Source organism: Citrobacter sp. Cu231, assembly GCF_030332265.1.
GTDB classification, from domain to species: Bacteria; Pseudomonadota; Gammaproteobacteria; order Enterobacterales; family Enterobacteriaceae; genus Citrobacter; species Citrobacter meridianamericanus.
The window spans coordinates 348,509-373,250 of record NZ_JAOWIE010000044.1; the positions used below are offsets into that span (position 1 = coordinate 348,509).

A 24,742-nucleotide genomic window follows, 5' to 3' on the forward strand; every position below is an offset into this window, starting at 1 on the left:
ATGCAGAAATAGTCGATACAGTGTAATCTGCTCCACTGAGTGTGCTTAATGGCATTCGGAGAGTTATCCGCACCCGCACATTTTCGATGAGATTAGCTAACCCTTTGAGCGTCTGGTGATTTTGATGAAGAAGCTGTTTGTGCAGTTTTATCTCCTGCTGTTTGTCTGCTTTCTGGTGATGACACTACTGGTCGGTCTGGTATACAAATTCACCGCAGAACGCGCAGGCCGGCAGTCGCTCGACGATTTGATGAAAAGCTCGCTATACCTGATGCGTAGTGAGTTACGCGAAATCCCGCCACGTGACTGGGGTAAGACGCTAAAAGAGATGGATTTGAACCTCTCTTTTGACCTGCGTGTTGAGCCGCTAAATAAATACACACTGGACGCGCCAACCATGCTGCGTTTGCGCGAAGGCGATATCGTCGCGCTTGACGATCAGTACACCTTTATTCAACGGATCCCTCGCAGTCACTATGTACTGGCCGTTGGCCCGGTCCCGTATCTCTATTTTCTCCATCAAATGCGCTTGCTGGACATCGCGCTGATGGCATTTATTGCTATTTCTCTGGCCTTCCCGGTGCTTATCTGGATGCGTCCGCACTGGCAGGAAATGCTCCGACTGGAAGCCGCTGCACAGCGTTTTGGCGAAGGGCATCTGGGTGAGCGCCTCCATTTTGACAGTGGTTCCAGCTTTGAGCGATTGGGCGTGGCGTTTAATCAGATGGCGGATAATATCAATGCCTTAATCGCCAGTAAAAAACAGCTTATCGATGGCATTGCCCATGAGCTTCGGACCCCACTGGTACGCTTACGCTACCGGCTGGAAATGAGCGATAACCTCACCGAGCAGGAATCGCTGGCCCTGAATCGTGATATTGGTCAACTGGAAGCGTTAATCGAGGAGTTACTGACCTATGCCCGGCTGGACCGCCCACAAAACGAATTAAAGCTCACGGTACCGGACCTGCCCGTTTGGCTGACAACCCATCTGGAGGATGTGCAAAGCGTAAACCCTGATCGAGCGGTGCGCTTACGCCATCTAAAGAGCGGCGACTATGGTGCGCTGGATATGCGCCTGATGGAGCGTGTCCTGGATAATCTCCTGAATAACGCCCTGCGCTATTGCCAGTCTACGGTACAAGCAAGCCTGCTATTAAACGGAAATCAGGCGACGCTGGTTGTGGAAGACGACGGACCCGGTATTGCACCTGATGCCCGCGCACAGATTTTTGAACCGTTTGTACGCCTTGATCCCAGCCGCGACCGGGCGACCGGTGGTTGCGGGCTTGGTTTAGCTATCGTACATTCAATCGCACTGGCAATGGGCGGCACGGTCGTCTGCGATGAAAGTGAGCTCGGCGGCGCCCGCTTTTGCTTCAGTTGGCCCGTCTGGCATGACATTCCTGAAATTTCACCTGCCTGACCCGTTCTGCTCGGTAGTCAGGTGGCAGATGTTATGCTATAAAAAAGTATGTTGTAACTAAAATGGTAACCCCAATGACCCGTTACGATCTCGTCGACCGCCTGAACGGCACCTTCCGCCAGATGGAACAAGAGTTGGCGCTTCTGAATGAAAATCTGTTGCAGCAGACGCTGCTGATTGCACGCGTATTCTCGTTACCGGAAGTGGTTAAAGAAGCAGAACACGCCCCGCTACCGAGCATTGATGTTAAACAGCATTTAGGTAAAGAAGCAGAAACACTGGCGCTGCGCCACTATCGTCATTTGTTTATCCAGCAACAATCAGAGAATCGTAGCAGTAAAGCAGCTGTCCGCCTACCTGGCGTGCTGTGTTATCAGGTGGATAATGCGACTCAACGTGATCTGGAAGCGCAAATACAGCGTATTAATCAGCTCAAAACCACCTTTGAGCGCATTGTCACAGTGGAATCCGGGCTCGCACCGGCAGCCCGTTTTGAATGGGTGCATCGCCACCTGCCCGGGCTGATTACGCTGAATGCCTACCGTACACTTACCCTTGTCAGAGAACCGGCGACTCTGCGATTTGGTTGGGCCAACAAACACATTATTAAAAATCTGAAGCGCGATGAAGTGTTGCAGCAACTGGAAAAAAGCCTGACGTCACCGCGTAGCGTACATCCCTGGACGCGTGAAGAGTGGCAGGCAAAACTTGAACGTGAATATCAGGATATTGCCGCTCTGGGGCAGCATGCGCGCCTGAAGATTAAACGACCGGTAAAAGTGCAGCCGATCGCCCGCGTCTGGTACAAAGGAGCACAAAAGCAGGTACAATACGCCTGTCCGACGCCATTGATCGCGCTGATCAACAATGAAAACGGTATGACCGTACCGGATATCGGCGAGTTACTGAATTACGATGCCGACAATGTCCAGCATCGTTTTAAACCTCAGGCGCAGCCGTTGAGATTGATTATTCCCCGGCTGCACCTGTACGTTGCTGATTAACTGCCAGGCCGCATGCTACCCACCATCAACTCCGGGCGTACCCAGTTGTCAAACTCCGCTTCGGTCAAATACCCCAGTGCCAGGGCGGAGGCTTTTAAGGTCAGCCCTTCTTTATGCGCTTTTTTGGCAATTTCAGCCGCTTTATCGTAACCGATATGGGTATTGAGCGCGGTCACCAACATTAGCGACTCGTTAAGCAGCTGATCGATTCTTTCACGGTTGGGCTCAATCCCCGTTGCGCAGTGCTCGTTAAAGCTTTCCATACCGTCTGCCAACAGCCGTACCGACTGCAGGAAGTTGTGGATGACCATTGGTCGGTAAACGTTGAGCTCAAAATTACCCGACGCCCCCCCCATGTTGATCGCGACATCGTTGCCCATCACCTGACAGCAAAGCATGGTTAGCGCTTCACACTGGGTAGGATTGACCTTGCCCGGCATGATCGAGCTGCCCGGTTCATTTTCCGGAATCGAAATCTCACCAATGCCACAACGCGGACCGGATGCCAGCCAGCGCACATCGTTGGCAATTTTCATCAGCGACGCCGCCAGCCCTTTTAGCGCGCCGTGGGCATGAACTAGCGCGTCACAGGTGGCGAGCGCTTCAAACTTATTCGGTGCGGTAGTGAACGGCGCACAGGTGATGACTCGCAGTTCATCCGCGACCCGCCGGGCATACTCCGGATGGGTGTTGAGTCCGGTCCCTACCGCTGTTCCACCAAGCGCCAGTTCCGCCACATGCGGCAAGCTGTTTTCAATGTGCTTCAGGCTATGTTCGAGCATTGCCACCCAGCCGGAAATCTCCTGGCCCAGCGTCAACGGTGTGGCATCCTGCAGATGCGTACGACCAATTTTGACAATATTCGCAAACGCGTGGGATTTATCGCTTAACGTTTTGGTTAACACCTGCAATTGCGGGATCAGCGATTTGCGCAGAGCCAGCAGCGCGGCAACGTGCATTGCAGTCGGGAAAACATCGTTTGAACTTTGGCTTTTATTGACATCGTCATTGGGGTGTACTTTACGCTCCATCCCCCGCACGCCGCCCAGCAATTCGCTGGCCCGATTTGCCAGCACCTCGTTCATGTTCATATTGCTTTGCGTACCAGACCCGGTCTGCCAGATGGCCAGCGGAAACTCATCAACGTGCTTATCCGCCAACACCTCATCTGCCGCCTGCATAATTGCGCGGGCTTTATCCTCCGCCAGCAGTCCGAGATCCTGGTTAACCTTTGCTGCGGCGCGTTTCGTCAGCGCAAGCGCGTGGATCAGCGAGACCGGCATTTTCTCCGTAGAGATACGAAAATGCTCCAGCGATCGTTGGGTTTGCGCGCCCCAAAGCTTATCAGCCGGGACATCAATCGCCCCCATTGAATCATTTTCGCGGCGTACCGTTACCATTACCTGCTCCTCACATTAACAATTGATTAGGTTATGTTTCGACATTGCCCACTTGCGTTGGTCTTATGAGTATTAACGAGGATAAAACTGTCGTTTGGTGGTTCGTGCGGTAAAAAAAAACCGCCCCGTAGGGCGGCTGACGTTACTTAACGCAGCGTGCGCACTGCGACGTCTGAATCTGCTGGAAGAAATCATTGCCTTTGTCATCCACCAGGATAAACGCCGGGAAATCTTCCACTTCAATTTTCCAGATGGCTTCCATCCCCAATTCAGGGTATTCCACACACTCCAGACTCTTGATACTGCCCTGCGCCAGTACAGCCGCAGGACCGCCAATACTGCCTAAGTAGAAACCGCCGTGCTTATGACAGGCATCGGTAACCTGCTGGCTGCGGTTGCCTTTCGCCAGCATGATCATGCTCCCACCAGCGGCCTGAAGCTGGTCAACATACGAGTCCATACGCCCGGCCGTGGTCGGACCAAGCGAACCAGAGGCGTAGCCCTCTGGCGTTTTTGCCGGACCGGCGTAATAGATCGGGTGATCTTTAACATACTGCGGCAAACTTTCACCGTTATCCAGACGTTCTTTCAGTTTCGCATGAGCAATGTCTCGGCCAACGATGATTGTACCATTGAGCGACAGTCGCGTAGAAACCGGATACTGCGACAGCTGAGCCAGGATCTCTTTCATCGGACGATTGAGATCAACGCGCACCGCTTCCCCCTCTCCAGCCTGACGCAACTCTTCTGGAATGTACTTGCCTGGATTATGTTCCAGTTTTTCGATCCAGATACCTTCGCGGTTGATTTTAGCTTTGATATTACGGTCAGCAGAGCAAGAGACTCCCATTCCGACCGGACACGACGCGCCGTGACGCGGCAGGCGGATTACGCGGATATCATGAGCAAAGTACTTCCCGCCAAACTGGGCGCCCAGCCCCAAATTTTGCGCCTCAATCAGCAACTCTTTTTCCAGCTCCACATCGCGGAATGCCTGGCCATGTTCGTTACCTTCGGTCGGCAGCTCATCGTAGTATTTAGCAGACGCCAGTTTCACCGTTTTCAGCGTGGCTTCCGCTGATGTTCCACCGATTACAAACGCAATATGGTACGGCGGGCAGGCCGCTGTTCCCAGCGTTCGCATCTTCTCAACCAGGTAATTTTTTAATTTTCCTGGCGTGAGCAGTGCTTTGGTTTCCTGGTACAGATAGGTCTTATTCGCCGAACCACCGCCTTTAGCAATGCACAGGAATTTGTATTCATCGCCGTCGACAGTATACAAATCTATTTGTGCTGGCAGGTTGGTACCGGTGTTCACCTCTTTATACATATCCAGCGCGGCGTTTTGTGAATAGCGCAGGTTATCTTCGATGTAGGTGTCATACACACCGCGGGCCAGCGCCGCTTCATCACCGCCGCCGGTCCAGACGTGCTGGCCTTTTTTACCCACAATAATCGCGGTGCCAGTGTCCTGGCAGGTCGGCAAAATACCTTTTGCCGCAATGTCAGAGTTACGCAGGAATTGCAGTGCCACATATTTGTCGTTTTCGCTGGCCTCAGGGTCACGCAGAATATCGGCTACCTGCTGTTGATGCGCAGGACGCAGCATAAACGATGCGTCATGGAACGCCTGACGAGCCAGCAAAGTTAATGCTTGCGGCGCAACTTTGACAATCTCCTGCCCTTCAAATTCGGCAACGGAGACATGGTCGCTGGTCAGCAGATAGTATTCGGTATCATCCTTTTTGAGGGGAAAAGGATGTTGATAATGAAAGGGTTTGTTTGACATTGTGCTCTCACTTACTGCTCGGTCTGGTTATTCTCTGGGCAGATGTTCCATTGCCCTGCTTCCCTGCCGCAGGTCGGGTTGCAGAAGGAAGGGCTTTCCGCAACCGGAATTACTCAGGGTATTAAAAGCGAGTCACCATATCCTACACAATTTTTTAACAAAAACTGAGACAAGGACGACTTTTTACATGTGCAGGTTACTTCCCCACGGGTTTCTTGCTTTAATAGCCGTAGAAAATTCCACATTGAAACAGGGCTTGAGCATGCAAAAACTCATCAACTCAGTGCAGAACTATGCCTGGGGAAGTAAAACTGCGTTAACGGAACTTTATGGGATTGCCAATCCCACTCAGCAGCCGATGGCTGAGCTGTGGATGGGCGCACATCCGAAAAGCAGTTCGCAGGTTATGGGCGCTAACGGCCAGACGATCGCGTTGCGCGACGTCATCGAGAATGACAAATCCGCACTGTTAGGCGATGCCGTTGCGAAACGCTTTGGTGAACTGCCTTTCCTGTTTAAAGTACTCTGCGCCGCGCAACCTCTTTCGATTCAGGTCCATCCTAACAAACACAACTCTGAAATCGGTTTTGCTAAAGAAAACGCGGCGGGGATCCCGATGGATGCCGCCGAGCGTAACTACAAAGACCCTAACCACAAGCCGGAACTGGTTTTTGCTTTAACCCCTTTCCTGGCGATGAATGCATTTCGCGAGTTCTCAGACATTGTTGCATTGTTACAACCGGTTTCCGCAGCGCATCCGGCTATTGCACATTTCCTGCAGGAACCGAATGCCGAACGTCTGAGCTATCTTTTCGCCAGTTTGCTGAATATGCAGGATGAGGAGAAATCCCATGCGCTGGCGATCCTGAAATCCGCGCTGAACAGCCAACAGGGTGAACCCTGGCAAACCATTCGCCAGATCGTTGACTTCTACCCGAACGACAGCGGGCTCTTCTCCCCACTGTTACTGAATGTGGTGAAACTTAATCCTGGAGAAGCGATGTTCTTATTTGCTGAAACTCCACACGCCTACCTGCAAGGTGTGGCGCTTGAGGTAATGGCCAACTCAGACAACGTGCTGCGCGCCGGACTGACGCCAAAATATATTGATATTCCCGAGCTGGTCGCCAACGTTAAGTTCGTCGCCAAGCCTGCGAACCAATTGCTGACGACACCGATAAAAACTAATAGCGAGCTGGACTTCCCCATTCCGGTAGACGATTTCGCATTTTCTCTGCATGAACTGACCGCCGATGGCGCAGATATCAACCAGCAAAGTGCGGCCATTTTGTTCTGCATTGAGGGTGAAGCCGTGCTGAGCAAAGGCGAGCAGCGTCTGGTGTTGCAGCCGGGTGAGTCGGCCTTTATTAGTGCGGATGAATCACCGATAAACGTCAGCGGCACGGGTCGTTTAGCTCGGGTTTATAACAAGCTGTAGCAAGATACTGATATTTTTAACATCTCTTGCTAAGCTGTAGTAGGTTAGAGACATGTCACTCCTCCAGGCGTCTTCAAGCGTCTGGTTTTATTATATGGATATCAAAATGAAAAAATCGCTGGTAGCTGCGGGTGTGGTGGTTGCACTGGGTATCGTCTGGACGGGCGGTGCCTGGTACACAGGAAAAAAACTCGAAACGCATCTCGCCGAGATGGTGACGCAGGCAAACGATCAGTTAAAACGCTACTCTCCCGAGGCTGGCATTGAACTGAGTTATCAGAACTACCAGCGCGGCGTGTTCAATAGCCAACTGCAGTTGGTGGTAAAACCTATTGCCGGACAGGCAGATTCCTGGCTGAAACCGGGGCAAAGTATTGTCCTGAATGAAACGGTGGATCACGGTCCTTTCCCGCTGGCCCAACTGAAGTCACTGAATCTGGTTCCAGCGATGGCCTCCGTGAAAACGACGCTGGTGAATAACGACGTTACCAAACCACTGTTTGATATTGCCAAAGGCGAGACGCCATTCGTCATTAATTCGCGCATTGGCTACAGCGGGGATACCCGTTCCGATCTTACTCTCAAACCACTGAACTACGAGAAAGGCGATGAAAAAGTCGCCTTTAGCGGCGGTGAGTTCCAGTTTACCGCTGACAAAGACGGTAATGCTGTGTCGTTAACTGGCGATGCGCAGAGTGGTCTGGTTAATGCGGTTAATGAGTATGATCAGAAAGTACAAATTACGTTCAATAACCTGAAAACTGAAGGTTCCAGCAGTATCGCCAGCTTTGGTGAACGCATTGGCGACCAGAAACTGTCACTCGAAAAACTGTCGATTTCAGTCGAAGGCAAAGAGTTAGCGGTTCTGGAAGGCATGGGCATCGATAGTAAATCCGATCTGATCAACGATGGCAAAACCGTCAACAGCCAGTTGGATTACACCCTGAATAGCCTGAAATTGCAGGGTCAGGATATGGGGAGCGGTAAGCTGACGCTGAAAGTTGGCCAGATTGACGGGGAAGCACTGCATCAGTTTAGTCAGCAATACAGCGCCCAAACCAAAGCGCTGATGGCGCAGATTGATGTGGTACAGAACCCTGAGCTCTATCAACAGAAAGTCACTGAAGCCTTCTTTAATGCGCTGCCGATTCTGATGAAAGGCGAACCGGTTATCACCATTGCCCCACTGAGCTGGAAGAATGCAAAGGGTGAAACCGCATTTAACCTGTCCCTGCTGCTAAAAGATCCGACCACAAATACCGTGGAGCCGCAAACGCTGACTCAGGAAGTGGACCGTTCAGTCAAATCACTGGATGCGAAGCTGACAATCCCTGTCGATATGGCGACCGAGTTCATGACGAAGATTGCCAAACTGGAAGGATATCAGCAGGAAGAAGCGGCGGATCTGGCGAAGCAACAGGTTAATGGCCTGGCGGCAATGGGCCAGATGTTCCGTATTACGACGCTGCAGGACAACGTTATCGGCTCCAGCCTGCAATACGCTAACGGCCAGGTAACGCTGAACGGGCAAAAAATGCCACTGGATGAGTTTGTTGGTATGTTCGGTATGCCTTCTCTGGCAGAACCGGATGCTCCAGCCATCCCTCAACAGTAATCACGTCTCGATGACAGGCCCGATAACGTTGTTTGTCGGGCTTTTTTATTTCGCTGCCACCAGACGAGCGGAAAGCGTCAGATTGCGTGAATGACTTTCATCGTGGCCAATGCGTTGTAACATGCGTTCAGCAAGGGTGTATCCCATTTCACGCGCAGGCGTGCATGCCCAGATAATGGGAATATCGTCCAGCGCGTTTTCTGCCACATCGGCGAATCCGGCCAGCGAAATTTGCTGTTCGAAATAGCGATCTACGCCAATTTCACCACTCTGACGCCCCGCTCTCATCAGGCCAAACCAGGCACCTACGGCAATGATTTCGTTGTAGCATAACACCGCACTGATCGTTGGATTGCGACGTAATAGCGCCGTCACCTCTTCTGCGGCCTGCTTCTGACTGGATGAACATTCCAGCACCCACTCGCTATGAAACGGTAAACCATATTTTAGCAACGTAGCACAATAGCCGCCGACGCGCTCTGCGCGGGTCAATGAAGAACTCTTGCCACCCAGCCAGGCAATTCGTTGGTGTCCGTGGCGGATCAGATGTTCAACCAGTAACTGTGCAGCCTGCATGTTATCGGGCCTGACGGTGTCAACATCGTCCATATAGCTGGCTCGTGATGCAAAAACCACTGGGATCCCTTTGTCAGCAGCCAGCTGTTGCAGTGTGTCACTGCTGCCAGCTACCCCCGCGATCACCACGCCATCTACCCCTTGATTGAGTAACATCGCGAAACGCTGGGCCAGCTGGTCACCATCTTTCCCGCCGTGCAGTAAGAACACCATGCGCCCCTGTGCTTCTAACGCTTCCGTCAGGCCCGCCGTCAATTCGGCGTAAAATGGCGCAGAAAGATCGCGCACAATCAAACCAATAACACCGCTCTGCCCACCGCGCAATGCAGATGCTTGCCGGTTACGTACAAATCCCAGTTGCTCAATAGCAGCATTCACCCGTTCGCCGGTTGCTGATGAAATTCGCCCTTTTCCACTAAGCACCAATGAGACAGTACTGACCGAAACCCCTGCAGCCAGCGCAACATCATGGATGGTTATTTTTTTGGCTATAGCCATAAAAACAGAAAACTCCCTGATAACGTGATGGATAAAACGTTTTATCAATCACTTATATTTATACGCTCTATTATCGTTCGATAATGTGATATGTACCGCACTAAAATTAGGTAAAACGTTTTATCTTCTCGCCATCATTAGTCAGCCAGCTTTTACAAGGAGTCGTTTGATGACGACGAGAACCACACCAAAAATAACGTTATGGGAATTTTTTCAGCAGTTGGGCAAGACCTTCATGCTGCCCGTCGCATTGCTCTCATTTTGTGGGATCATGTTGGGGATCGGCAGCTCGTTAAGCAGCCATGATGTCCTGACGCTGATCCCGGCGTTGGGAAATCCGCTGCTACAGGCCATCTTTACCTGGATGAGTAAAGTTGGCTCATTTGCGTTTAGCTTCCTGCCAGTGATGTTCTGTATCGCCATTCCTCTTGGTCTGGCGCGCGAGAACAAAGGCGTGGCGGCTTTTGCCGGTTTTGTCGGGTATGCGGTCATGAACCTTGCCGTCAACTTCTGGTTAACCACCAAAGGTATCTTACCCACAACTGACGCGGCGATCCTGAAAGCCAACAACGTGCAAAATATTTTGGGGATCCAGTCGATCGATACAGGGATCCTCGGCGCAGTAATTGCCGGGATCATTGTCTGGATGCTACATGAACGCTTCCACAATATTCGCCTGCCGGATGCGCTGGCATTCTTCGGCGGAACCCGCTTTGTGCCTATCATTTCCTCGGTGGTGATGGGGCTGGTCGGGTTGGTTATTCCCCTGATTTGGCCGGTTTTCGCCATGGGTATTACCGGGCTCGGCCACATCATCAACAGCGCAGGCGAATTTGGTCCGATGCTGTTTGGTACCGGTGAACGTCTGCTGCTACCTTTTGGCCTGCATCATATTCTGGTGGCATTAATTCGCTTCACGGAGGCCGGTGGTACTCAGGAAGTCTGCGGTCATAGTGTGAGCGGCGCACTGACTATTTTCCAGGCTCAATTGAGCTGCCCGACAACGCAAGGTTTCTCTGAAAGCGCAACTCGCTTCCTGTCCCAGGGTAAAATGCCAGCGTTCCTCGGTGGTTTACCGGGTGCGGCATTAGCGATGTACCACTGCGCGCGTCCTGAAAATCGTCATAAAATTAAAGGGTTATTAATTTCTGGTCTGATTGCCTGCGTTATTGGTGGCACTACCGAACCCCTCGAGTTCTTATTCCTGTTCGTCGCCCCGGTTCTGTATGTGATCCACGCCCTGTTGACCGGGCTTGGCTTCACCGTAATGGCGGTACTTGGCGTCACCATCGGTAATACTGACGGTAACCTGATTGACTTCGTGGTGTTTGGCATTCTGCACGGGCTGTCCACCAAGTGGTATCTGGTCCCTGTTGTAGCGGCGATCTGGTTTGCGGTGTACTACGTGATCTTCCGCTTCGCCATCACACGCTTCAATTTGAAGACGCCGGGTCGTGAAGTAGAACTTGCCAACAATATCGAGAAAGTCATGGCTGGAGCGCCTGGTAAATCGGGTTACAACGTTCCTGCTATTCTGGCAGCGCTGGGCGGTGCGGAAAACATTGTCAGCCTGGATAACTGTATTACCCGTCTGCGTTTGTCAGTAAAAGATATGTCGCTTGTTAACGTACAGGCTCTGAAGGACAATCGTGCCATTGGCGTAGTACAGCTCAATCAGCATAACCTTCAGGTCGTTATTGGTCCGCAGGTCCAGTCAGTAAAAGACGAGATCGCGGTTCTGATGAACACCGTACAGGCTTAAGGACAACACTATGTATGATTTTTCAAAGGTAGTGGACAGGCACGGTACCTGGTGTACTCAGTGGGATTACGTTGCCGACCGTTTTGGTTCAGCCGACCTGCTGCCGTTCACCATCTCCGATATGGATTTTGCCACCGCACCTTGTATTCTGGAGGCGCTGACTCAGCGCCTGTCACATGGCGTGCTCGGCTACAGTCGCTGGAAAAATGATGAGTTTCTGGCAGCGATTAGCCACTGGTTTCATACGCGTCATAATACGCAAATCGATCCTCAGTCGCTGGTGTATGGCCCCTCGGTCATCTATATGGTCTCGGAGCTGATCCGCCAGTGGTCTTCTGCGGGTGATGCGGTGGTGATTCATACGCCGGCGTACGACGCGTTTTACAAAGCAATTGAAGGTAATCAGCGCGTGGTGCGCGCTGTCGAACTGGAAAAGCGCACTGACGGCTGGTATTGCGACATGGTTGCCCTGGAGAAAGCGCTTTCTCGACCAGAAAGTAAAATTCTTCTGCTTTGCAGCCCACAAAATCCGACGGGCAAAGTGTGGACTCGCAATGAACTGGAAACCATGGCGGAACTGTGCGAACGCCACGGCGTTAAGGTTATTTCCGATGAGATCCATATGGATATGGTATGGGGAGAACAACCGCACATTCCGTGGAGTAACGTCGCGCGCGAAAACTGGGCTCTGCTCACCTCCGGCTCAAAGAGTTTTAATATTCCGGCATTAACCGGGGCTTATGGAATCATTGAGGATGCGCAAAGCCGCAATGATTACCTCAGCGCGTTGAAGGGTCGTGATGGTCTTTCCTCGCCTGCGGTGCTGGCGCTTAGCGCGCATATTGCCGCTTATCAACAAGGCGCAAGCTGGCTTGATTCGCTGCGCGACTATCTTGCCAGTAATCTGCATTACGTAGCCCAAGAGCTAAATGCGGCCTTCCCCGAACTTAACTGGCAGGTTCCGCAATCCACTTATCTGGCATGGATTGACCTGCGCCCGCTGAATATTGATGACCATGCCTTGCAGGATGCTCTCATCAACCAGCAGAGAGTCGCCATCATGCCGGGATATACCTACGGAGAAGAAGGTCGAGGTTTTGTGCGTCTCAACGCCGGATGTCCACGATCCAAGCTTGAAAAAGGCGTTCAGGGATTGATTAACGCCATCCATTCGGTACGCTAACTCAGTTTGCGCAATGAAATTATTCATTGCGCAACATAGATTTTTATCCCGATTTTTTCATATAATACGACGCACTTTACCTAAATACACGAGTGCGACCATGATTGATACTTCCCTCCCACTAACCGACGTCCATCGCCATCTTGATGGTAACATCCGTGCGCAAACGATCCTCGATCTGGGTCGTCAGTTCAATTTGACGCTTCCGGCGCAAACACTTGAAACACTGATCCCTCATGTACAAATCACATCTACTGAGCCGGATTTAGTGAGCTTTTTATCCAAGCTCGATTGGGGCGTGAAGGTACTGGCCTCGCTGGATGCCTGTCGCCGTGTGGCATTTGAGAATATTGAGGATGCCGCACGTAACGGCCTGCACTATGTAGAATTACGTTTTTCCCCAGGCTATATGGCGATGGCGCATCAACTTCCCGTTGCTGGCGTAGTTGAAGCCGTCATTGCCGGCGTTCGCGAAGGCTGCAAGACCTTTGGCGTCGAGGCACGCTTAATTGGCATTATGAGTCGTACCTTCGGTGAAGCCGCCTGCCTGCAGGAGCTGGATGCGCTGTTAGCACACCGGGACCAGATTACCGCCCTGGATCTGGCCGGCGACGAGCTGGGCTTCCCGGGTAGTCTGTTCCTGTCGCATTTCAACCAGGCGCGTGACGCGGGATGGCGTATTACCGTGCATGCAGGTGAAGCCGCGGGACCAGAAAGCATCTGGCAGGCCATTAAAGAGCTGGGCGCTGAGCGTATTGGTCACGGCGTTAAAGCCGTTGAAGATCGTGCGTTGATGGATTATCTCGCTGAGCACCGGATCGGCATCGAATCCTGCCTGACATCGAACATTCAGACCAGCACCGTCGCCTCCCTGGCGACCCATCCGCTGAAGACATTCCTCGAGCACGGCGTGGTAGCCAGTTTAAATACGGACGATCCGGCGGTGCAAGGGGTGGATATTATTCATGAGTACACCATTGCCGCACCCGCTGCGGGGTTAACGCGAGAACAGATCCGCCAGGCGCAAATCAACGGACTGGAAATGGCATTTCTGAGTAACGAAGAGAAACGTGCGCTGCGTGAGAAAGTTGCCGCAGCGTAATAGCAGTATCGCAGGTCGCTAATGATTATCCGGCCTACGTTGGGTTTTTGTAGGCCGGATAACTGTGCCCGGGCACAGTTATCCGGCATTGGCGTAATCAGGCAAGGCACAATGTCGAACGATGCTTAGCTGATTCAATACCAAGCTCAATCAGTTCCATGATTTGGATCGCTTGTCTCGCCGGTACCGGGTTTTCACCGTGACCATTTAACGCATCACGAATGCCAGCATAATACGCAGGATAGTTGCCCGGTACGGTAAGCCAGGTCTCTTCAACCTGCTCTTCACCTTCAATTCGCGTCAATACGCCATCGCGCATGTCATAACCCCAATCCTCCTGAGGCAGTCGCTCGCCATTTTTCAGGCGCTCTTCCTGTGGGTCAAGACCATACTTCACATAGCTACCGCGCGAACCGTGTACAATATAACGGGCCGATTCTGCGGCTGCGAGCATGGTACCGTGCAGAATCACACGACGCTGCGGATACGTCAGAATGGCATGGAAGTAGTCCGTTGCTTGCGCCCCCGGGCGAAGTTGAGCCAGATCAACCGTCAAGCTGACGGGTAAACCAAACAGGTTAATCGCCTGATCCAAAAGGTGCGGTGCTAGATCATACCAGATACCGCTTCCCGGGCCGCCCTGTTCACGCCAACGGTCACGAACCTGCGGACGGAAACGATCGAAATGAGATTCGAAATACGCGACTTCCCCCAGCACACCATCCGCCAGCAGAGCTTTGAGCGTCAGAAAATCACTGTCCCAGCGCCGATTATGGAAAACAGACAGCACACGCCCGAGGCTACGCGCTAACGCATCCAGTTCGCGAGCTTGTGACAGTGTCACAGTGAAAGGCTTATCAACAACCACATGTTTGCCCGCTTCCAGCGCAGCCTTTGCTAACGGGAAGTGCGTATCATTAGGCGTGGGGATCACAATCAGGTCGATATTCGGATCGTTAAAAAGATGCTTAGGCTCAGCAACAACCGCGACCTGCGGCCAGTCTGCCTTCACTTTTGCTTCATCACTACTGGAAACTGCAACCAATTCCAGGCCCGGTGTGCCCACGATCAGCGGGGCATGGAAAGTTTTGCTGGCGTAACCATAGCCAATTAGCCCAACGCGGATGTTGTCGCTCATGTTATTGCCTCTCAATTCAGGACTGACCTATTTCACACCATACCCTGCAACGTCTCAATAGTTTAATAACCTTTACGCTACAAAGGTTGTTTCTTAACTTAAGTCAAACATATGCCACTTATGCTTAACTTACCGCGAAAAAGAGGGAGAAATCGTTCCCAATTATCTTGCTGTATTATTGAGAGATTAGTAACATTTGCAGCCTGTGTTTATGGATAAATCAAAGCAAATGTCATCAGTAATGAATCGTCTTATTGAATTAACAGGTTGGATTGTTCTCACCGTCTCCGTGATCCTGCTGGGTGTTGCCAATCATATTGACAATTACCAGCCGCCGGAGCCCGTTGCTACCGTGCAGAAGAAATAAGCATCTGCAGCACTTTTGCGCCCGGCAATTAACATGTGTTAGTTGCGTCATATGGCTACAAAAGATCGAATTCTGTCAAAAAAAGCGAATTATGCCGCATCCTTCTCCGCAGCATATTGCCTGTGGTAGCGAAGCGCGTTACCCTTGCTGCAGGTGTGCATAACGCCTACTTTTCCACAGGTATGAACTCTCTTCTTACATTTGCGCGTAAATCCGCTTTTACCTGTGCACGTTGTTTATTTTTTATATTATCTACTCCGTTGGTATTATTTTATTAATATGGATCTTCATTTATGACTGTTCAGGATTACTTATTAAAATTCCGCAAAATCAGTTCACTCGAAAGCCTGGAAAAACTGTTCGACCATCTTAACTACACGCTCACCGACGACGGCGACATTATCAATATGTACCGTGCGGCAGACCACCGCCGTGCAGAGCTAACTTCGGGAGGCCGCCTGTTTGATGTTGGTCAGATCCCTAAATCAGTCTGGCATTACGTGCAATAAATAAGAAAGTAGCGCTTAACGTTAAAAGCTTTATAATAATTGCCCCAAAATAAAAGGCATGCTTGATCGCGCGCGTAAACCTGGAGAAGAGATGACTACCACACCGGCACAACGTATCGGAGGCTGGCTACTTGGGCCACTGGCCTGGCTGTTAGTCGCATTGCTGAGCGCTTCGCTGGCGTTACTACTTTACGTCACTGCGCTGGCTACACCGCAAACCTTCCAAACCCTGGGTGAACAAAGTACGGCCAATTTGTTGCTATGGGGCGTCTCCTTTATTACCGCAATCGCCATGTGGTATTACACACTGTGGCTGACGATTGCATTTTTCAAGCGCAGAGCCTGTGTGCCCAAGCACTATATTCTGTGGTTGTTGATTTCCGTGCTACTGGCGATTAAAGCGTTTGCTTTTTCACCGGTCCCGGACGCCTTTGCCGTGCGCCAACTGTTGTTCCCATTGTTAGCGGCAGCACTGTTGGTACCCTACTTTAAACGCTCGCAGCGCGTAAAAACAACGTTTGTGAACCCGTAATAACCCTACAGTTAACCTGTTGTCGCCTGTTCTGGATTGTCAGATAATAGGCGGCTTTTTTATTTCAGGCCGAAAAATGACTGATTACCTGCTGCTGTTTGTCGGAACTGTACTGGTCAATAACTTTGTACTGGTTAAGTTTCTGGGCCTTTGTCCATTCATGGGCGTTTCCAAAAAACTGGAAACCGCAATGGGTATGGGCCTTGCCACGACGTTTGTCATGACGCTGGCATCCATCTGCGCATGGCTGATTGATACCTGGATTCTAATCCCGCTCAATCTCATCTATCTGCGCACGTTGGCATTTATTCTGGTTATCGCTGTCGTTGTGCAGTTTACTGAGATGGTTGTACGCAAAACCAGCCCTGCACTTTACCGTCTGCTGGGGATCTTCCTGCCGCTGATCACCACAAACTGCGCGGTGTTGGGTGTGGCGCTTCTGAATATCAACCTCGGCCATAACTTTTTACAGTCGGCACTGTACGGTTTTTCCGCCGCTGTCGGCTTCTCGCTGGTGATGGTACTGTTCGCTGCTATTCGCGAACGCCTTGCTGTGGCAGATGTCCCGGCTCCGTTTCGCGGTAACGCAATTGCTCTAATTACCGCCGGTCTAATGTCATTGGCCTTTATGGGCTTTAGTGGTTTGGTGAAGTTGTAATGAATGCTATCTGGATTGCCGTTGCCGCAGTGAGTCTACTGGGTCTGGCGTTCGGCGCTATTTTGGGTTACGCCTCACGACGCTTTGCCGTCGAGGATGATCCGGTGGTGGAGAAAATTGATGAAATTCTACCACAAAGCCAATGTGGACAATGCGGTTATCCGGGCTGCCATCCTTATGCAGAAGCGATCGGCTCTCAGGGTGAAAAAATTAACCGTTGCGCACCCGGTGGTGAAGCTGTGATGTTAAAAATTGCCGCCCTGCTGAACGTCGACCCGCAGCCGATTGATGGTGATGAACATGATGTTACGCCCGTACGTATGCTGGCGGTCATTGATGAAAATAACTGTATCGGTTGCACAAAGTGCATTCAGGCCTGCCCCGTCGATGCGATCGTGGGCGCGACGCGCGCCATGCACACGGTGATGAGCGATCTCTGCACCGGCTGCAACCTGTGCGTTGATCCGTGCCCGACGCAGTGCATCGAGTTACGTCCGGTAGCCGAGACACCAGACAGCTGGAAATGGGATTTAAACACCATTCCTGTGCGCATCATTCCCGTGGAACAACATGTTTAAGTTATTCTCTGCATTCAGAAAAAATAAAATCTGGGACTTTGATGGCGGCATTCATCCACCAGAAATGAAGACTCAGTCAAACGGTACGCCGCTGCGGCAGGTTCCGCTGGCGCCACGTTTTGTTATTCCGCTGAAACAACATATTGGCGCGGAGGGTGAACTGTGCATCAGCGTGGGCGACACTGTGTTGCGAGGTCAGGCGCTAACCATAGGGCGTGGCAAAATGCTTCCGGTACATGCGCCAACGTCAGGCACCGTGGTGGCCATTGCCCCGCACTCTACCGCGCATCCATCGGCGTTAGCTGAGCTGAGCGTTATCATTGACGCTGATGGCGAAGACCGCTGGATTGAGCGCGACGGCTGGGCCGATTACCGCTCCCGCAGCCGAGAAGAACTGATCGCGCGTATTCATCAGTTTGGCGTCGCCGGACTGGGCGGCGCAGGTTTTCCCACCGGTGTAAAACTGCAGGGCGGCGGTGATAAAATTGAAACACTGATCATCAACGCCGCTGAATGCGAGCCGTATATTACAGCTGATGACCGCCTGATGCAGGACTGCGCGGCGCAGGTCGTCGAAGGTATCCGCATCCTGGCCCACATTCTTCAGCCACGTGAAATTCTGTTGGGCATCGAAGATAACAAACCGCAGGCAATTTCCATGCTGCGCGCGGTGCTGGCTGATTCACACGATATCAGCTTGCGCGTGATCCCTACTAAGTATCCGTCCGGCGGGGCCAAACAGTTAACGCAAATTCTGACTGGCAAGCAGGTTCCCCATGGTGGACGCTCATCCGATATTGGCGTGCTGATGCAAAACGTCGGAACCGCCTATGCGATCAAACGTGCGGTAATTGACGGAGAACCGATCACCGAGCGTGTCGTGACGCTTACCGGGGAAGCCGTCAGTCGTCCAGGCAACGTCTGGGCGCGTTTAGGTACGCCAGTTCGTCATCTGCTCAACGACGCGGGCTTTTGTCCTTCCGCCGACCAGATGGTGATTATGGGTGGACCGCTGATGGGCTTTACGCTGCCATGGCTGGATGTACCGGTGGTCAAGATAACCAACTGTCTTCTGGCACCTTCTGCTAGTGAAATGGGTGAAACGCCAGAAGAGAAAGGCTGTATTCGCTGTAGCGCTTGCGCCGATGCCTGCCCGGCCGATCTCCTGCCACAGCAGCTCTATTGGTTCAGTAAAGGGCAACAGCACGACAAAGCCACGGCCCACAATATCGCCGACTGCATTGAATGCGGTGCCTGCGCCTGGGTATGCCCAAGCAACATTCCATTGGTGCAGTATTTCCGTCAGGAAAAAGCCGAGATTTACGCCATTAGTCAGGAAGAAAAACGTGCAGCTGAAGCAAAAGCGCGATTTGAAGCCCGACAGGCGCGCCTTGAACGTGAAAAAGCTGCCCGTCTTGAACGTCACAAAAACGCAGCCGTTCAGCCTGCAGCGAAAGATCATGATGCCATCGCCGCCGCGCTGGCTCGCGTAAAAGAAAAACAGGCTCAGGCGCTGCAGCCCGTGGTGATTCAACCAGGCGAAAAACCTGACAATAGCGCCGTGATAGCCGCACGCGAGGCGCGTAAGGCGCAGGCTCGCGTGGCCCGAACGGAAAATCAGGCCCAGGTTGAAGAGAACAGCACAGGTAGTGACCCACGTAAAGCCGCCGTGGAAGCGGCAATCGCACGCGCCAAAGCCCGCAAGCTTGAGCAGCAGACAACAACGGAAACAGCCGAGCCGGTTGATCCCCGCAAAGCCGCCGTGGAAGCGGCAATCGCTCGTGCCAAAGCCCGCAAGCTTGAGCAGCAGACAGCAACTGAAACAGCCGAACCGGTTGATCCCCGCAAAGCCGCCGTGGAAGCGGCAATCGCTCGTGCAAAAGCCCGCAAGCTTGAGCAGCAGACAGCAACGGCAACAGCCGAGTCGGTTGATCCACGTAAAGCCGCCGTCGCGGCCGCTATCGCACGCGCTCAGGCAAAGAAAGCCGCGCAGCAGCAGGTTGTTAACGAGGAATAAATGGTATTCAGAATAGCAAGCTCCCCTTATACCCATAACCAGCGCCAGACATCACGAATCATGATGTTGGTGTTACTTGCGGCGTTGCCAGGGATCGCCGCGCAGCTGTGGTTCTTTGGCTGGGGTACGTTGTTCCAGATAGTTCTGGCCGCCATCAGCGCTATCGCCGCCGAAGCGGGCGTGCTTAGACTGAGGAAACAACCCATCGTGCCAATTTTAAAAGACAACTCCGCCTTACTCACCGGGTTGTTGCTGGCCGTGAGTATTCCTCCGCTCTCCCCCTGGTGGATGGTGGTATTAGGCACGGTATTCGCGGTTATTATTGCTAAACAGTTGTATGGCGGTCTCGGTCAGAACCCGTTTAACCCTGCCATGATTGGTTACGTCGTGCTGCTAATCTCATTTCCGGTACAGATGACCAGCTGGCTGCCGCCGCACGAAATTGCGGCTACCGTGCCTGGGTTCTTTGACGCACTGAACGTTATCCTTAGCGGCCACACTGTCAGCGGCGGGGATATGAATACGCTGCGAATGGGCATTGATGGTATCAGCCAGGCAACGCCTCTTGACACCTTTAAGACGTCATTGCATGCAGGGCGTACTGTTGAACAGGTGATGCAATACCCGATCTATAGCGGTGTGCTGGCAGGTGCAGGCTGGCAGTGGGTTAATCTTGCCTGGCTGGCAGGCGGGATCGTTCTGTTATGGCAGAAGGCGATTCGCTGGCATATCCCGGTTAGCTTTCTTCTGTCTCTCGCCGTTTGCGCCACCCTGGGATGGTGGATCTCACCGGAGTCACTCGCATCACCTCAGTTACACCTGCTTTCAGGCGCGACCATGCTGGGTGCATTCTTTATTCTTACCGACCCCGTTACAGCCTCGACAACTAACCGTGGCCGCCTGGTTTTTGGCGCACTTGCAGGTCTGTTAGTGTGGTTGATTCGCAGTTTTGGCGGTTATCCTGACGGTGTGGCCTTTGCCGTATTACTGGCAAATATCACGGTTCCCTTGATTGATTATTACACCCGCCCTCGCGTGTACGGACATCGCTAAGGAATTCCAATGCTGAAAACGATTCGTAAACACGGTATTACGCTGGCACTGTTTGCTGCGGGCTCAACGGGATTAACCGCGGCAATCAATCAATTAACCAAGTCCACCATTGATGAACAGGCCGCATTGCAGCAAAAAGCACTGTTCGATCAGGTTCTGCCAGGCGACCGCTACAATAATAACTTGTCTGAGAGCTGTTATCTGGTTAATGCGCAGGCGTTAGGTAAAGGTACTCACCGTGTGTATATTGCGCGCCAGGACGACCATCCCGTGGCAGCAATTCTTGAAGCTACAGCGCCAGATGGTTATTCCGGGGCTATTCAACTGCTGGTCGGTGTCGATTTTACGGGTACTGTGTTGGGTACGCGGGTAACCGAGCATCATGAAACGCCGGGACTGGGCGACAAAATCGAACTGCGGCTTTCTGACTGGATCACCCACTTTAGTGGCAAAACAATCGCTGCGGGTAACGACGCCCACTGGGCGGTAAAAAAAGACGGCGGTGACTTTGACCAGTTTACTGGCGCAACCATTACGCCGCGGGCGGTAGTGAATGCAGTAAAACGCGCCGGTTTGTATGCGCAAACGCTACCCGCACAGCTTCCTCAACTTAGCGCCTGTGGAGAATAAACCATGAGCGAAATTAAAGACGTTATTGTCCAGGGGTTATGGAAAAATAACTCCGCGCTTGTGCAGTTACTCGGGATGTGTCCGTTGTTGGCTGTTACCTCTACCGCCACTAACGCGCTGGGGCTGGGGCTCGCGACGACGCTCGTCCTGACGCTGACCAATCTGACGATTTCGGCCCTTCGTCGCTGGACACCGCCTGAAATCCGTATTCCAATTTATGTCATGATCATCGCCTCTGTGGTGAGTGCAGTGCAGATGCTGATTAATGCCTACGCCTTTGGCCTGTATCAGTCTCTGGGCATCTTTATCCCGCTGATTGTGACCAACTGTATTGTTGTTGGTCGTGCTGAAGCCTTCGCCGCCAAAAAAGGCCCAGCATTATCCGCGCTCGATGGTTTCTCCATCGGTATGGGGGCTACCGGCGCCATGTTTGTTCTGGGCTCACTGCGTGAAATAATTGGTAACGGTACACTATTTGATGGCGCCGACGGTTTGTTGGGTAGCTGGGCTAAAGTATTGCGCGTTGAGATCTTCCATACTGATACGCCGTTTCTGCTGGCCATGCTGCCACCAGGCGCGTTTATTGGTCTGGGCTTGATGCTGGCAGTTAAGTATCTTATTGATGAGAAAATGAAGAAACGTCGTGCCGAGGCGGCTGTCGTGGACAGTCCGGCTGGTGAAACAGGGAATGTGTCATGAACAAAGCTAAACGGCTGGAAATTCTCACTCGCCTGCGTGATAACAATCCGCATCCAACAACCGAGCTTAATTTTACATCACCTTTCGAACTGCTGATTTCGGTCTTGCTTTCCGCTCAGGCCACCGATGTCAGCGTCAATAAAGCAACGGCCAAGCTTTACCCCGTCGCTAATACGCCCGCCGCGATGCTGGAGCTAGGCGTCGAAGGCGTTAAGTCCTACATTAAAACAATCGGTTTGTTTAACAGCAAAGCGGAGAACGTGATTAAAACCTGCCGCATTTTACTGGAACAACACAATGGCGAGGTTCCGGAAGACAGAGCCGCATTAGAAGCCCTGCCTGGCGTTGGGCGCAAGACGGCGAATGTGGTGTTAAATACTGCCTTTGGCTGGCCGACTATTGCTGTAGATACCCATATTTTCCGGGTATGTAACCGGACACAATTTGCCCCTGGTAAAAACGTCGAACAGGTAGAAGAGAAGCTACTGAAAGTCGTACCCAGTGAATTTAAAGTCGATTGCCATCACTGGTTAATTCTTCATGGCCGCTACACCTGTATAGCCAGGAAGCCTCGTTGTGGTTCCTGCATCATCGAAGATCTCTGTGAATTCAAAGATAAAGTTGATATCTGATGCTGCCGGGGCATCCTCTTTGCCCCTCGCATACATAACGATTAGTTATGCACTCCCTCGCAATAGTTTTCCCGACAATGATGCCATTCAATTACCCATCTCTAATGTAATATTCTTGTGAATTAGCGCCTGAGCAGGTTAATCGTTTTTTTAGTACTAGAAATTTCTATCTATACGTGATCAGGATCACGCAGCTAACACAATGTTAAAAAATATTTATTTTTTAGTTAAAGTGACAATCAGATGACCTAAGTGAACAGTTTATAAACAAAACATTACACTAGCTATTTTTCAGATATTGGCCTATATCACTGGATTCAACCGCAAATAGCAGAACATATCGCCACATTGCGGTTTTCACCGTAATTAAACAGTGTAAAAATCTGCCATTTTCTAAATGAAGAAATTTAACGCTAGATAACATTTCAGCGCCCCGACGATTTCACCAGTCATGATATATGTAACAGATTATTACAAACCACTTGTCTGAAGGGTCAAGATAGTGAACATTACTTGCCGTTTCCCCTCCCACTATAACAATCGGACGGATGAACTTGACTCATCACGTACCTGAACACCCCCGTTGATATGGGATGTAAAAAAAGAGGTAAAAGTGTCTACTGCAAACAATAAACCAACAGAAGGCGTGAGTTTAAACGCCTTCAAACAACCAAAAGCGTTCTATCTCATTTTCTCAATTGAGCTGTGGGAACGTTTTGGTTATTACGGCCTGCAAGGAATTATGGCCGTCTACCTGGTTAAACAACTGGGCATGTCAGAAGCGGATTCCATCACCCTTTTCTCCTCCTTTAGCGCCCTGGTATATGGCCTGGTTGCGATTGGCGGTTGGTTAGGTGATAAAGTTCTGGGTACAAAACGCGTCATTATGCTGGGTGCCGTTGTGCTGGCGATTGGTTATGCGCTGGTAGCATGGTCCGGTCACGATGCGGGTATCGTTTATATGGGTATGGCGGCCATCGCTGTCGGTAACGGTCTGTTTAAAGCAAACCCATCATCCCTGCTCTCTACCTGCTATGCCAAAGATGACCCGCGTCTTGATGGTGCATTTACCATGTACTATATGTCCGTCAACATCGGTTCATTCTTCTCTATGCTGGCAACGCCGTGGCTGGCTGCGCGTTACGGCTGGAGCACCGCGTTCGCACTGAGCGTCGTGGGTATGCTGATTACCGTGGTTAACTTCGCATTCTGCCAGCGCTGGGTTAAACAGTACGGTTCTAAGCCTGACTTTGAGCCAATCAACTTCCGTAACCTGCTGCTGACCATCGTTGGCGTTGTGGTGCTGATCGCGATTGCAACCTGGCTGCTGCATAACCAGCAGATCGCACGTATGGTTCTGGGTGTGATTGCCATTGGTATCGTGTTTATCTTCGGTAAAGAAGCCTTCACCATGAAAGGTGCTGCCCGTCGTAAAATGATCGTTGCCTTCATTCTGATGCTGGAAGCGATTATCTTCTTCGTGCTGTACAGCCAGATGCCGACCTCGCTGAACTTCTTCGCGATTCGTAACGTTGAGCACTCTATTCTTGGTATTGCTTTTGAACCTGAACAATACCAGGCATTGAACCCGTTCTGGATCATCATTGGTAGCCCAATCCTCGCCGCTATCTATAACAAGATGGGCGATACGCTGCCGATGCCAACCAAGTTTGCGATTGGTATGGTGCTGTGTTCCGGTGCGTTCCTGATCCTGCCGCTGGGTGCGAAATTCGCTACCGACGCGGGCATCGTTTCCGTTAACTGGTTGATCATCTGCTACGGCCTGCAAAGTATCGGTGAGCTGATGATCTCCGGTCTGGGTCTGGCAATGGTGGCACAGCTGGTTCCGCAACGCCTGATGGGCTTCATCATGGGTAGCTGGTTCCTGACCACTGCCGGTGCCAATATCATCGGTGGTTACGTGGCTAACATGATGGCGGTCCCAGAGAATGTGACTGACCCGCTGATGTCTCTGGAAGTCTACGGTCGCGTGTTCCTGCAGATTGGTGTTGCAACGGCGGTTATCGCTGTTCTGATGCTGCTGACGGCACCGAAACTGAATCGTATGACTCAGGACGACGAAGCCGATGAGAAAGCCGCTAAGGCCGCAACAGCGTAATTCTCAGGGAAACTTTC

General features: G+C 51.8%; 22 protein-coding genes. 18 read left to right on the forward strand and 4 right to left on the reverse strand.

Features of this window, described 5'->3' with window-relative positions; genetic code table 11:
* The first annotated feature begins 124 nt into the window (after nucleotides 1–124).
* Together rstB and tus are read left to right on the forward strand one after the other, a co-directional pair.
* On the forward strand, nucleotides 125–1,426 hold the full coding sequence (rstB, locus tag OGY15_RS19335; RefSeq protein ID WP_151225422.1) for a two-component system sensor histidine kinase RstB: 1,302 nt from the start codon (nucleotides 125–127) through the stop codon (nucleotides 1,424–1,426).
* A gap of 74 nt (nucleotides 1,427–1,500) precedes the next feature.
* Nucleotides 1,501–2,430, forward strand: coding sequence for a DNA replication terminus site-binding protein (tus, locus tag OGY15_RS19340; protein WP_187252487.1), 930 nt, complete (start codon nucleotides 1,501–1,503; stop codon nucleotides 2,428–2,430).
* Here the strand turns inward: tus and fumC are convergent.
* Entirely contained in the window at nucleotides 2,427–3,830 is a 1,404-nt protein-coding gene (gene fumC / locus OGY15_RS19345; protein ID WP_210905043.1) for a class II fumarate hydratase, read from the reverse strand. The two genes, tus and fumC, sit on opposite strands and share 4 nt — an antisense overlap.
* Before the next feature lie 142 nt (nucleotides 3,831–3,972).
* On the reverse strand, nucleotides 3,973–5,619 hold the full coding sequence (gene fumB, locus OGY15_RS19350) for a class I fumarate hydratase (protein ID WP_278237925.1): 1,647 nt from the start codon (nucleotides 5,617–5,619) through the stop codon (nucleotides 3,973–3,975).
* Between the two features lie 262 nt (nucleotides 5,620–5,881).
* Between fumB and manA the strand changes: the two genes are divergently transcribed.
* Both manA and OGY15_RS19360 read left to right on the forward strand, forming a co-directional pair.
* Complete coding sequence (manA, locus tag OGY15_RS19355) at nucleotides 5,882–7,057, forward strand: mannose-6-phosphate isomerase (RefSeq protein ID WP_286540706.1); 1,176 nt, start codon at nucleotides 5,882–5,884, stop codon at nucleotides 7,055–7,057.
* 106 nt (nucleotides 7,058–7,163) lie between these two features.
* Nucleotides 7,164–8,672: a YdgA family protein gene (locus OGY15_RS19360; RefSeq protein ID WP_286540707.1), complete on the forward strand. Its 1,509-nt coding sequence runs from the start codon at nucleotides 7,164–7,166 to the stop codon at nucleotides 8,670–8,672.
* A gap of 45 nt (nucleotides 8,673–8,717) precedes the next feature.
* Here the strand turns inward: OGY15_RS19360 and OGY15_RS19365 are convergent, their stop codons facing one another.
* Nucleotides 8,718–9,746, reverse strand: a complete 1,029-nt coding sequence (locus tag OGY15_RS19365; protein ID WP_286540709.1) for a Mal regulon transcriptional regulator MalI — start codon at nucleotides 9,744–9,746, stop codon at nucleotides 8,718–8,720.
* A gap of 169 nt (nucleotides 9,747–9,915) precedes the next feature.
* Here OGY15_RS19365 and malX point away from each other — a divergent pair, with 169 nt between their 5' ends.
* From malX to add, 3 genes are all read left to right on the forward strand, one after another.
* Nucleotides 9,916–11,508, forward strand: coding sequence for a maltose/glucose-specific PTS transporter subunit IIBC (gene malX, locus OGY15_RS19370; RefSeq protein ID WP_286540712.1), 1,593 nt, complete (start codon nucleotides 9,916–9,918; stop codon nucleotides 11,506–11,508).
* 10 nt (nucleotides 11,509–11,518) lie between these two features.
* Nucleotides 11,519–12,691 (forward strand): MalY/PatB family protein, encoded by a 1,173-nt coding sequence (locus OGY15_RS19375; RefSeq protein WP_151225418.1) that lies wholly within the window; start codon nucleotides 11,519–11,521, stop codon nucleotides 12,689–12,691.
* 100 nt (nucleotides 12,692–12,791) lie between these two features.
* Nucleotides 12,792–13,793: an adenosine deaminase gene (add, locus tag OGY15_RS19380; protein ID WP_151219119.1), complete on the forward strand. Its 1,002-nt coding sequence runs from the start codon at nucleotides 12,792–12,794 to the stop codon at nucleotides 13,791–13,793.
* Between the two features lie 97 nt (nucleotides 13,794–13,890).
* On the opposite strand, the gene OGY15_RS19385 is transcribed toward add, so the two are convergent.
* Nucleotides 13,891–14,931 carry an oxidoreductase gene (locus OGY15_RS19385; RefSeq protein WP_151225417.1) on the reverse strand — a complete coding sequence of 347 codons (1,041 nt, stop codon included), beginning with the start codon at nucleotides 14,929–14,931 and terminating at the stop codon, nucleotides 13,891–13,893.
* 241 nt (nucleotides 14,932–15,172) lie between these two features.
* Here OGY15_RS19385 and blr point away from each other — a divergent pair, with 241 nt between their 5' ends.
* The 11 genes from blr to dtpA all read left to right on the forward strand — a co-directional run bounded on the left by blr (nucleotide 15,173) and on the right by dtpA (nucleotide 24,725).
* Nucleotides 15,173–15,298, forward strand: coding sequence for a division septum protein Blr (gene blr, locus OGY15_RS19390; protein ID WP_210905250.1), 126 nt, complete (start codon nucleotides 15,173–15,175; stop codon nucleotides 15,296–15,298).
* Nucleotides 15,299–15,591: 293 nt separating this feature from the next.
* Entirely contained in the window at nucleotides 15,592–15,807 is a 216-nt protein-coding gene (gene ydgT, locus OGY15_RS19395) for a transcription modulator YdgT (RefSeq protein WP_151219116.1), read from the forward strand.
* A 91-nt stretch (nucleotides 15,808–15,898) separates the two neighbouring features.
* Nucleotides 15,899–16,339 carry a DUF2569 domain-containing protein gene (locus OGY15_RS19400; protein WP_151219115.1) on the forward strand — a complete coding sequence of 147 codons (441 nt, stop codon included), beginning with the start codon at nucleotides 15,899–15,901 and terminating at the stop codon, nucleotides 16,337–16,339.
* Nucleotides 16,340–16,415: 76 nt separating this feature from the next.
* Complete coding sequence (gene rsxA, locus OGY15_RS19405; RefSeq protein WP_003029144.1) at nucleotides 16,416–16,997, forward strand: electron transport complex subunit RsxA; 582 nt, start codon at nucleotides 16,416–16,418, stop codon at nucleotides 16,995–16,997.
* Entirely contained in the window at nucleotides 16,997–17,575 is a 579-nt protein-coding gene (gene rsxB, locus OGY15_RS19410) for an electron transport complex subunit RsxB (RefSeq protein ID WP_006684670.1), read from the forward strand. The genes rsxA and rsxB overlap by 1 nt, the downstream gene beginning before the upstream one ends.
* Nucleotides 17,568–19,592, forward strand: a complete 2,025-nt coding sequence (rsxC, locus tag OGY15_RS19415; protein WP_286540716.1) for an electron transport complex subunit RsxC — start codon at nucleotides 17,568–17,570, stop codon at nucleotides 19,590–19,592. Before rsxB ends, rsxC begins: the two co-directional genes overlap by 8 nt.
* Nucleotides 19,593–20,645 carry an electron transport complex subunit RsxD gene (gene rsxD / locus OGY15_RS19420; protein WP_252838354.1) on the forward strand — a complete coding sequence of 351 codons (1,053 nt, stop codon included), beginning with the start codon at nucleotides 19,593–19,595 and terminating at the stop codon, nucleotides 20,643–20,645.
* 9 nt (nucleotides 20,646–20,654) lie between these two features.
* Nucleotides 20,655–21,275: an electron transport complex subunit RsxG gene (gene rsxG / locus OGY15_RS19425; protein WP_151225413.1), complete on the forward strand. Its 621-nt coding sequence runs from the start codon at nucleotides 20,655–20,657 to the stop codon at nucleotides 21,273–21,275.
* 3 nt (nucleotides 21,276–21,278) lie between these two features.
* Nucleotides 21,279–21,974 (forward strand): electron transport complex subunit E, encoded by a 696-nt coding sequence (locus OGY15_RS19430; protein ID WP_151219099.1) that lies wholly within the window; start codon nucleotides 21,279–21,281, stop codon nucleotides 21,972–21,974.
* On the forward strand, nucleotides 21,971–22,606 hold the full coding sequence (nth, locus tag OGY15_RS19435) for an endonuclease III (RefSeq protein WP_286540718.1): 636 nt from the start codon (nucleotides 21,971–21,973) through the stop codon (nucleotides 22,604–22,606). Before OGY15_RS19430 ends, nth begins: the two co-directional genes overlap by 4 nt.
* 613 nt (nucleotides 22,607–23,219) lie before the next feature.
* Nucleotides 23,220–24,725 carry a dipeptide/tripeptide permease DtpA gene (gene dtpA, locus OGY15_RS19440; RefSeq protein ID WP_187252496.1) on the forward strand — a complete coding sequence of 502 codons (1,506 nt, stop codon included), beginning with the start codon at nucleotides 23,220–23,222 and terminating at the stop codon, nucleotides 24,723–24,725.
* The last annotated feature ends 17 nt before the right edge of the window (nucleotides 24,726–24,742 follow it).

Bases quoted from the DNA above. Each gene is read 5' to 3' on its own strand.
- OGY15_RS19400 (WP_151219115.1), top strand. From the start codon at position 15,899: ATGACTACCACACCGGCACAACGTATCGGAGGCTGGCTACTTGGGCCA.
- ydgT (WP_151219116.1), top strand. From the start codon at position 15,592: ATGACTGTTCAGGATTACTTATTAAAATTCCGCAAAATCAGTTCACTC.
- rstB (WP_151225422.1), top strand. From the start codon at position 125: ATGAAGAAGCTGTTTGTGCAGTTTTATCTCCTGCTGTTTGTCTGCTTT.
- rsxC (WP_286540716.1), top strand. From the start codon at position 17,568: ATGTTTAAGTTATTCTCTGCATTCAGAAAAAATAAAATCTGGGACTTT.
- rsxA (WP_003029144.1), top strand. From the start codon at position 16,416: ATGACTGATTACCTGCTGCTGTTTGTCGGAACTGTACTGGTCAATAAC.
- malX (WP_286540712.1), top strand. From the start codon at position 9,916: ATGACGACGAGAACCACACCAAAAATAACGTTATGGGAATTTTTTCAG.
- OGY15_RS19385 (WP_151225417.1), bottom strand. From the start codon at position 14,931: ATGAGCGACAACATCCGCGTTGGGCTAATTGGCTATGGTTACGCCAGC.
- manA (WP_286540706.1), top strand. From the start codon at position 5,882: ATGCAAAAACTCATCAACTCAGTGCAGAACTATGCCTGGGGAAGTAAA.
- rsxB (WP_006684670.1), top strand. From the start codon at position 16,997: ATGAATGCTATCTGGATTGCCGTTGCCGCAGTGAGTCTACTGGGTCTG.
- blr (WP_210905250.1), top strand. From the start codon at position 15,173: ATGAATCGTCTTATTGAATTAACAGGTTGGATTGTTCTCACCGTCTCC.
- rsxD (WP_252838354.1), top strand. From the start codon at position 19,593: ATGGTATTCAGAATAGCAAGCTCCCCTTATACCCATAACCAGCGCCAG.
- OGY15_RS19360 (WP_286540707.1), top strand. From the start codon at position 7,164: ATGAAAAAATCGCTGGTAGCTGCGGGTGTGGTGGTTGCACTGGGTATC.
- tus (WP_187252487.1), top strand. From the start codon at position 1,501: ATGACCCGTTACGATCTCGTCGACCGCCTGAACGGCACCTTCCGCCAG.
- fumB (WP_278237925.1), bottom strand. From the start codon at position 5,619: ATGTCAAACAAACCCTTTCATTATCAACATCCTTTTCCCCTCAAAAAG.
- OGY15_RS19430 (WP_151219099.1), top strand. From the start codon at position 21,279: ATGAGCGAAATTAAAGACGTTATTGTCCAGGGGTTATGGAAAAATAAC.
- nth (WP_286540718.1), top strand. From the start codon at position 21,971: ATGAACAAAGCTAAACGGCTGGAAATTCTCACTCGCCTGCGTGATAAC.
- rsxG (WP_151225413.1), top strand. From the start codon at position 20,655: ATGCTGAAAACGATTCGTAAACACGGTATTACGCTGGCACTGTTTGCT.
- OGY15_RS19375 (WP_151225418.1), top strand. From the start codon at position 11,519: ATGTATGATTTTTCAAAGGTAGTGGACAGGCACGGTACCTGGTGTACT.
- add (WP_151219119.1), top strand. From the start codon at position 12,792: ATGATTGATACTTCCCTCCCACTAACCGACGTCCATCGCCATCTTGAT.
- OGY15_RS19365 (WP_286540709.1), bottom strand. From the start codon at position 9,746: ATGGCTATAGCCAAAAAAATAACCATCCATGATGTTGCGCTGGCTGCA.
- fumC (WP_210905043.1), bottom strand. From the start codon at position 3,830: ATGGTAACGGTACGCCGCGAAAATGATTCAATGGGGGCGATTGATGTC.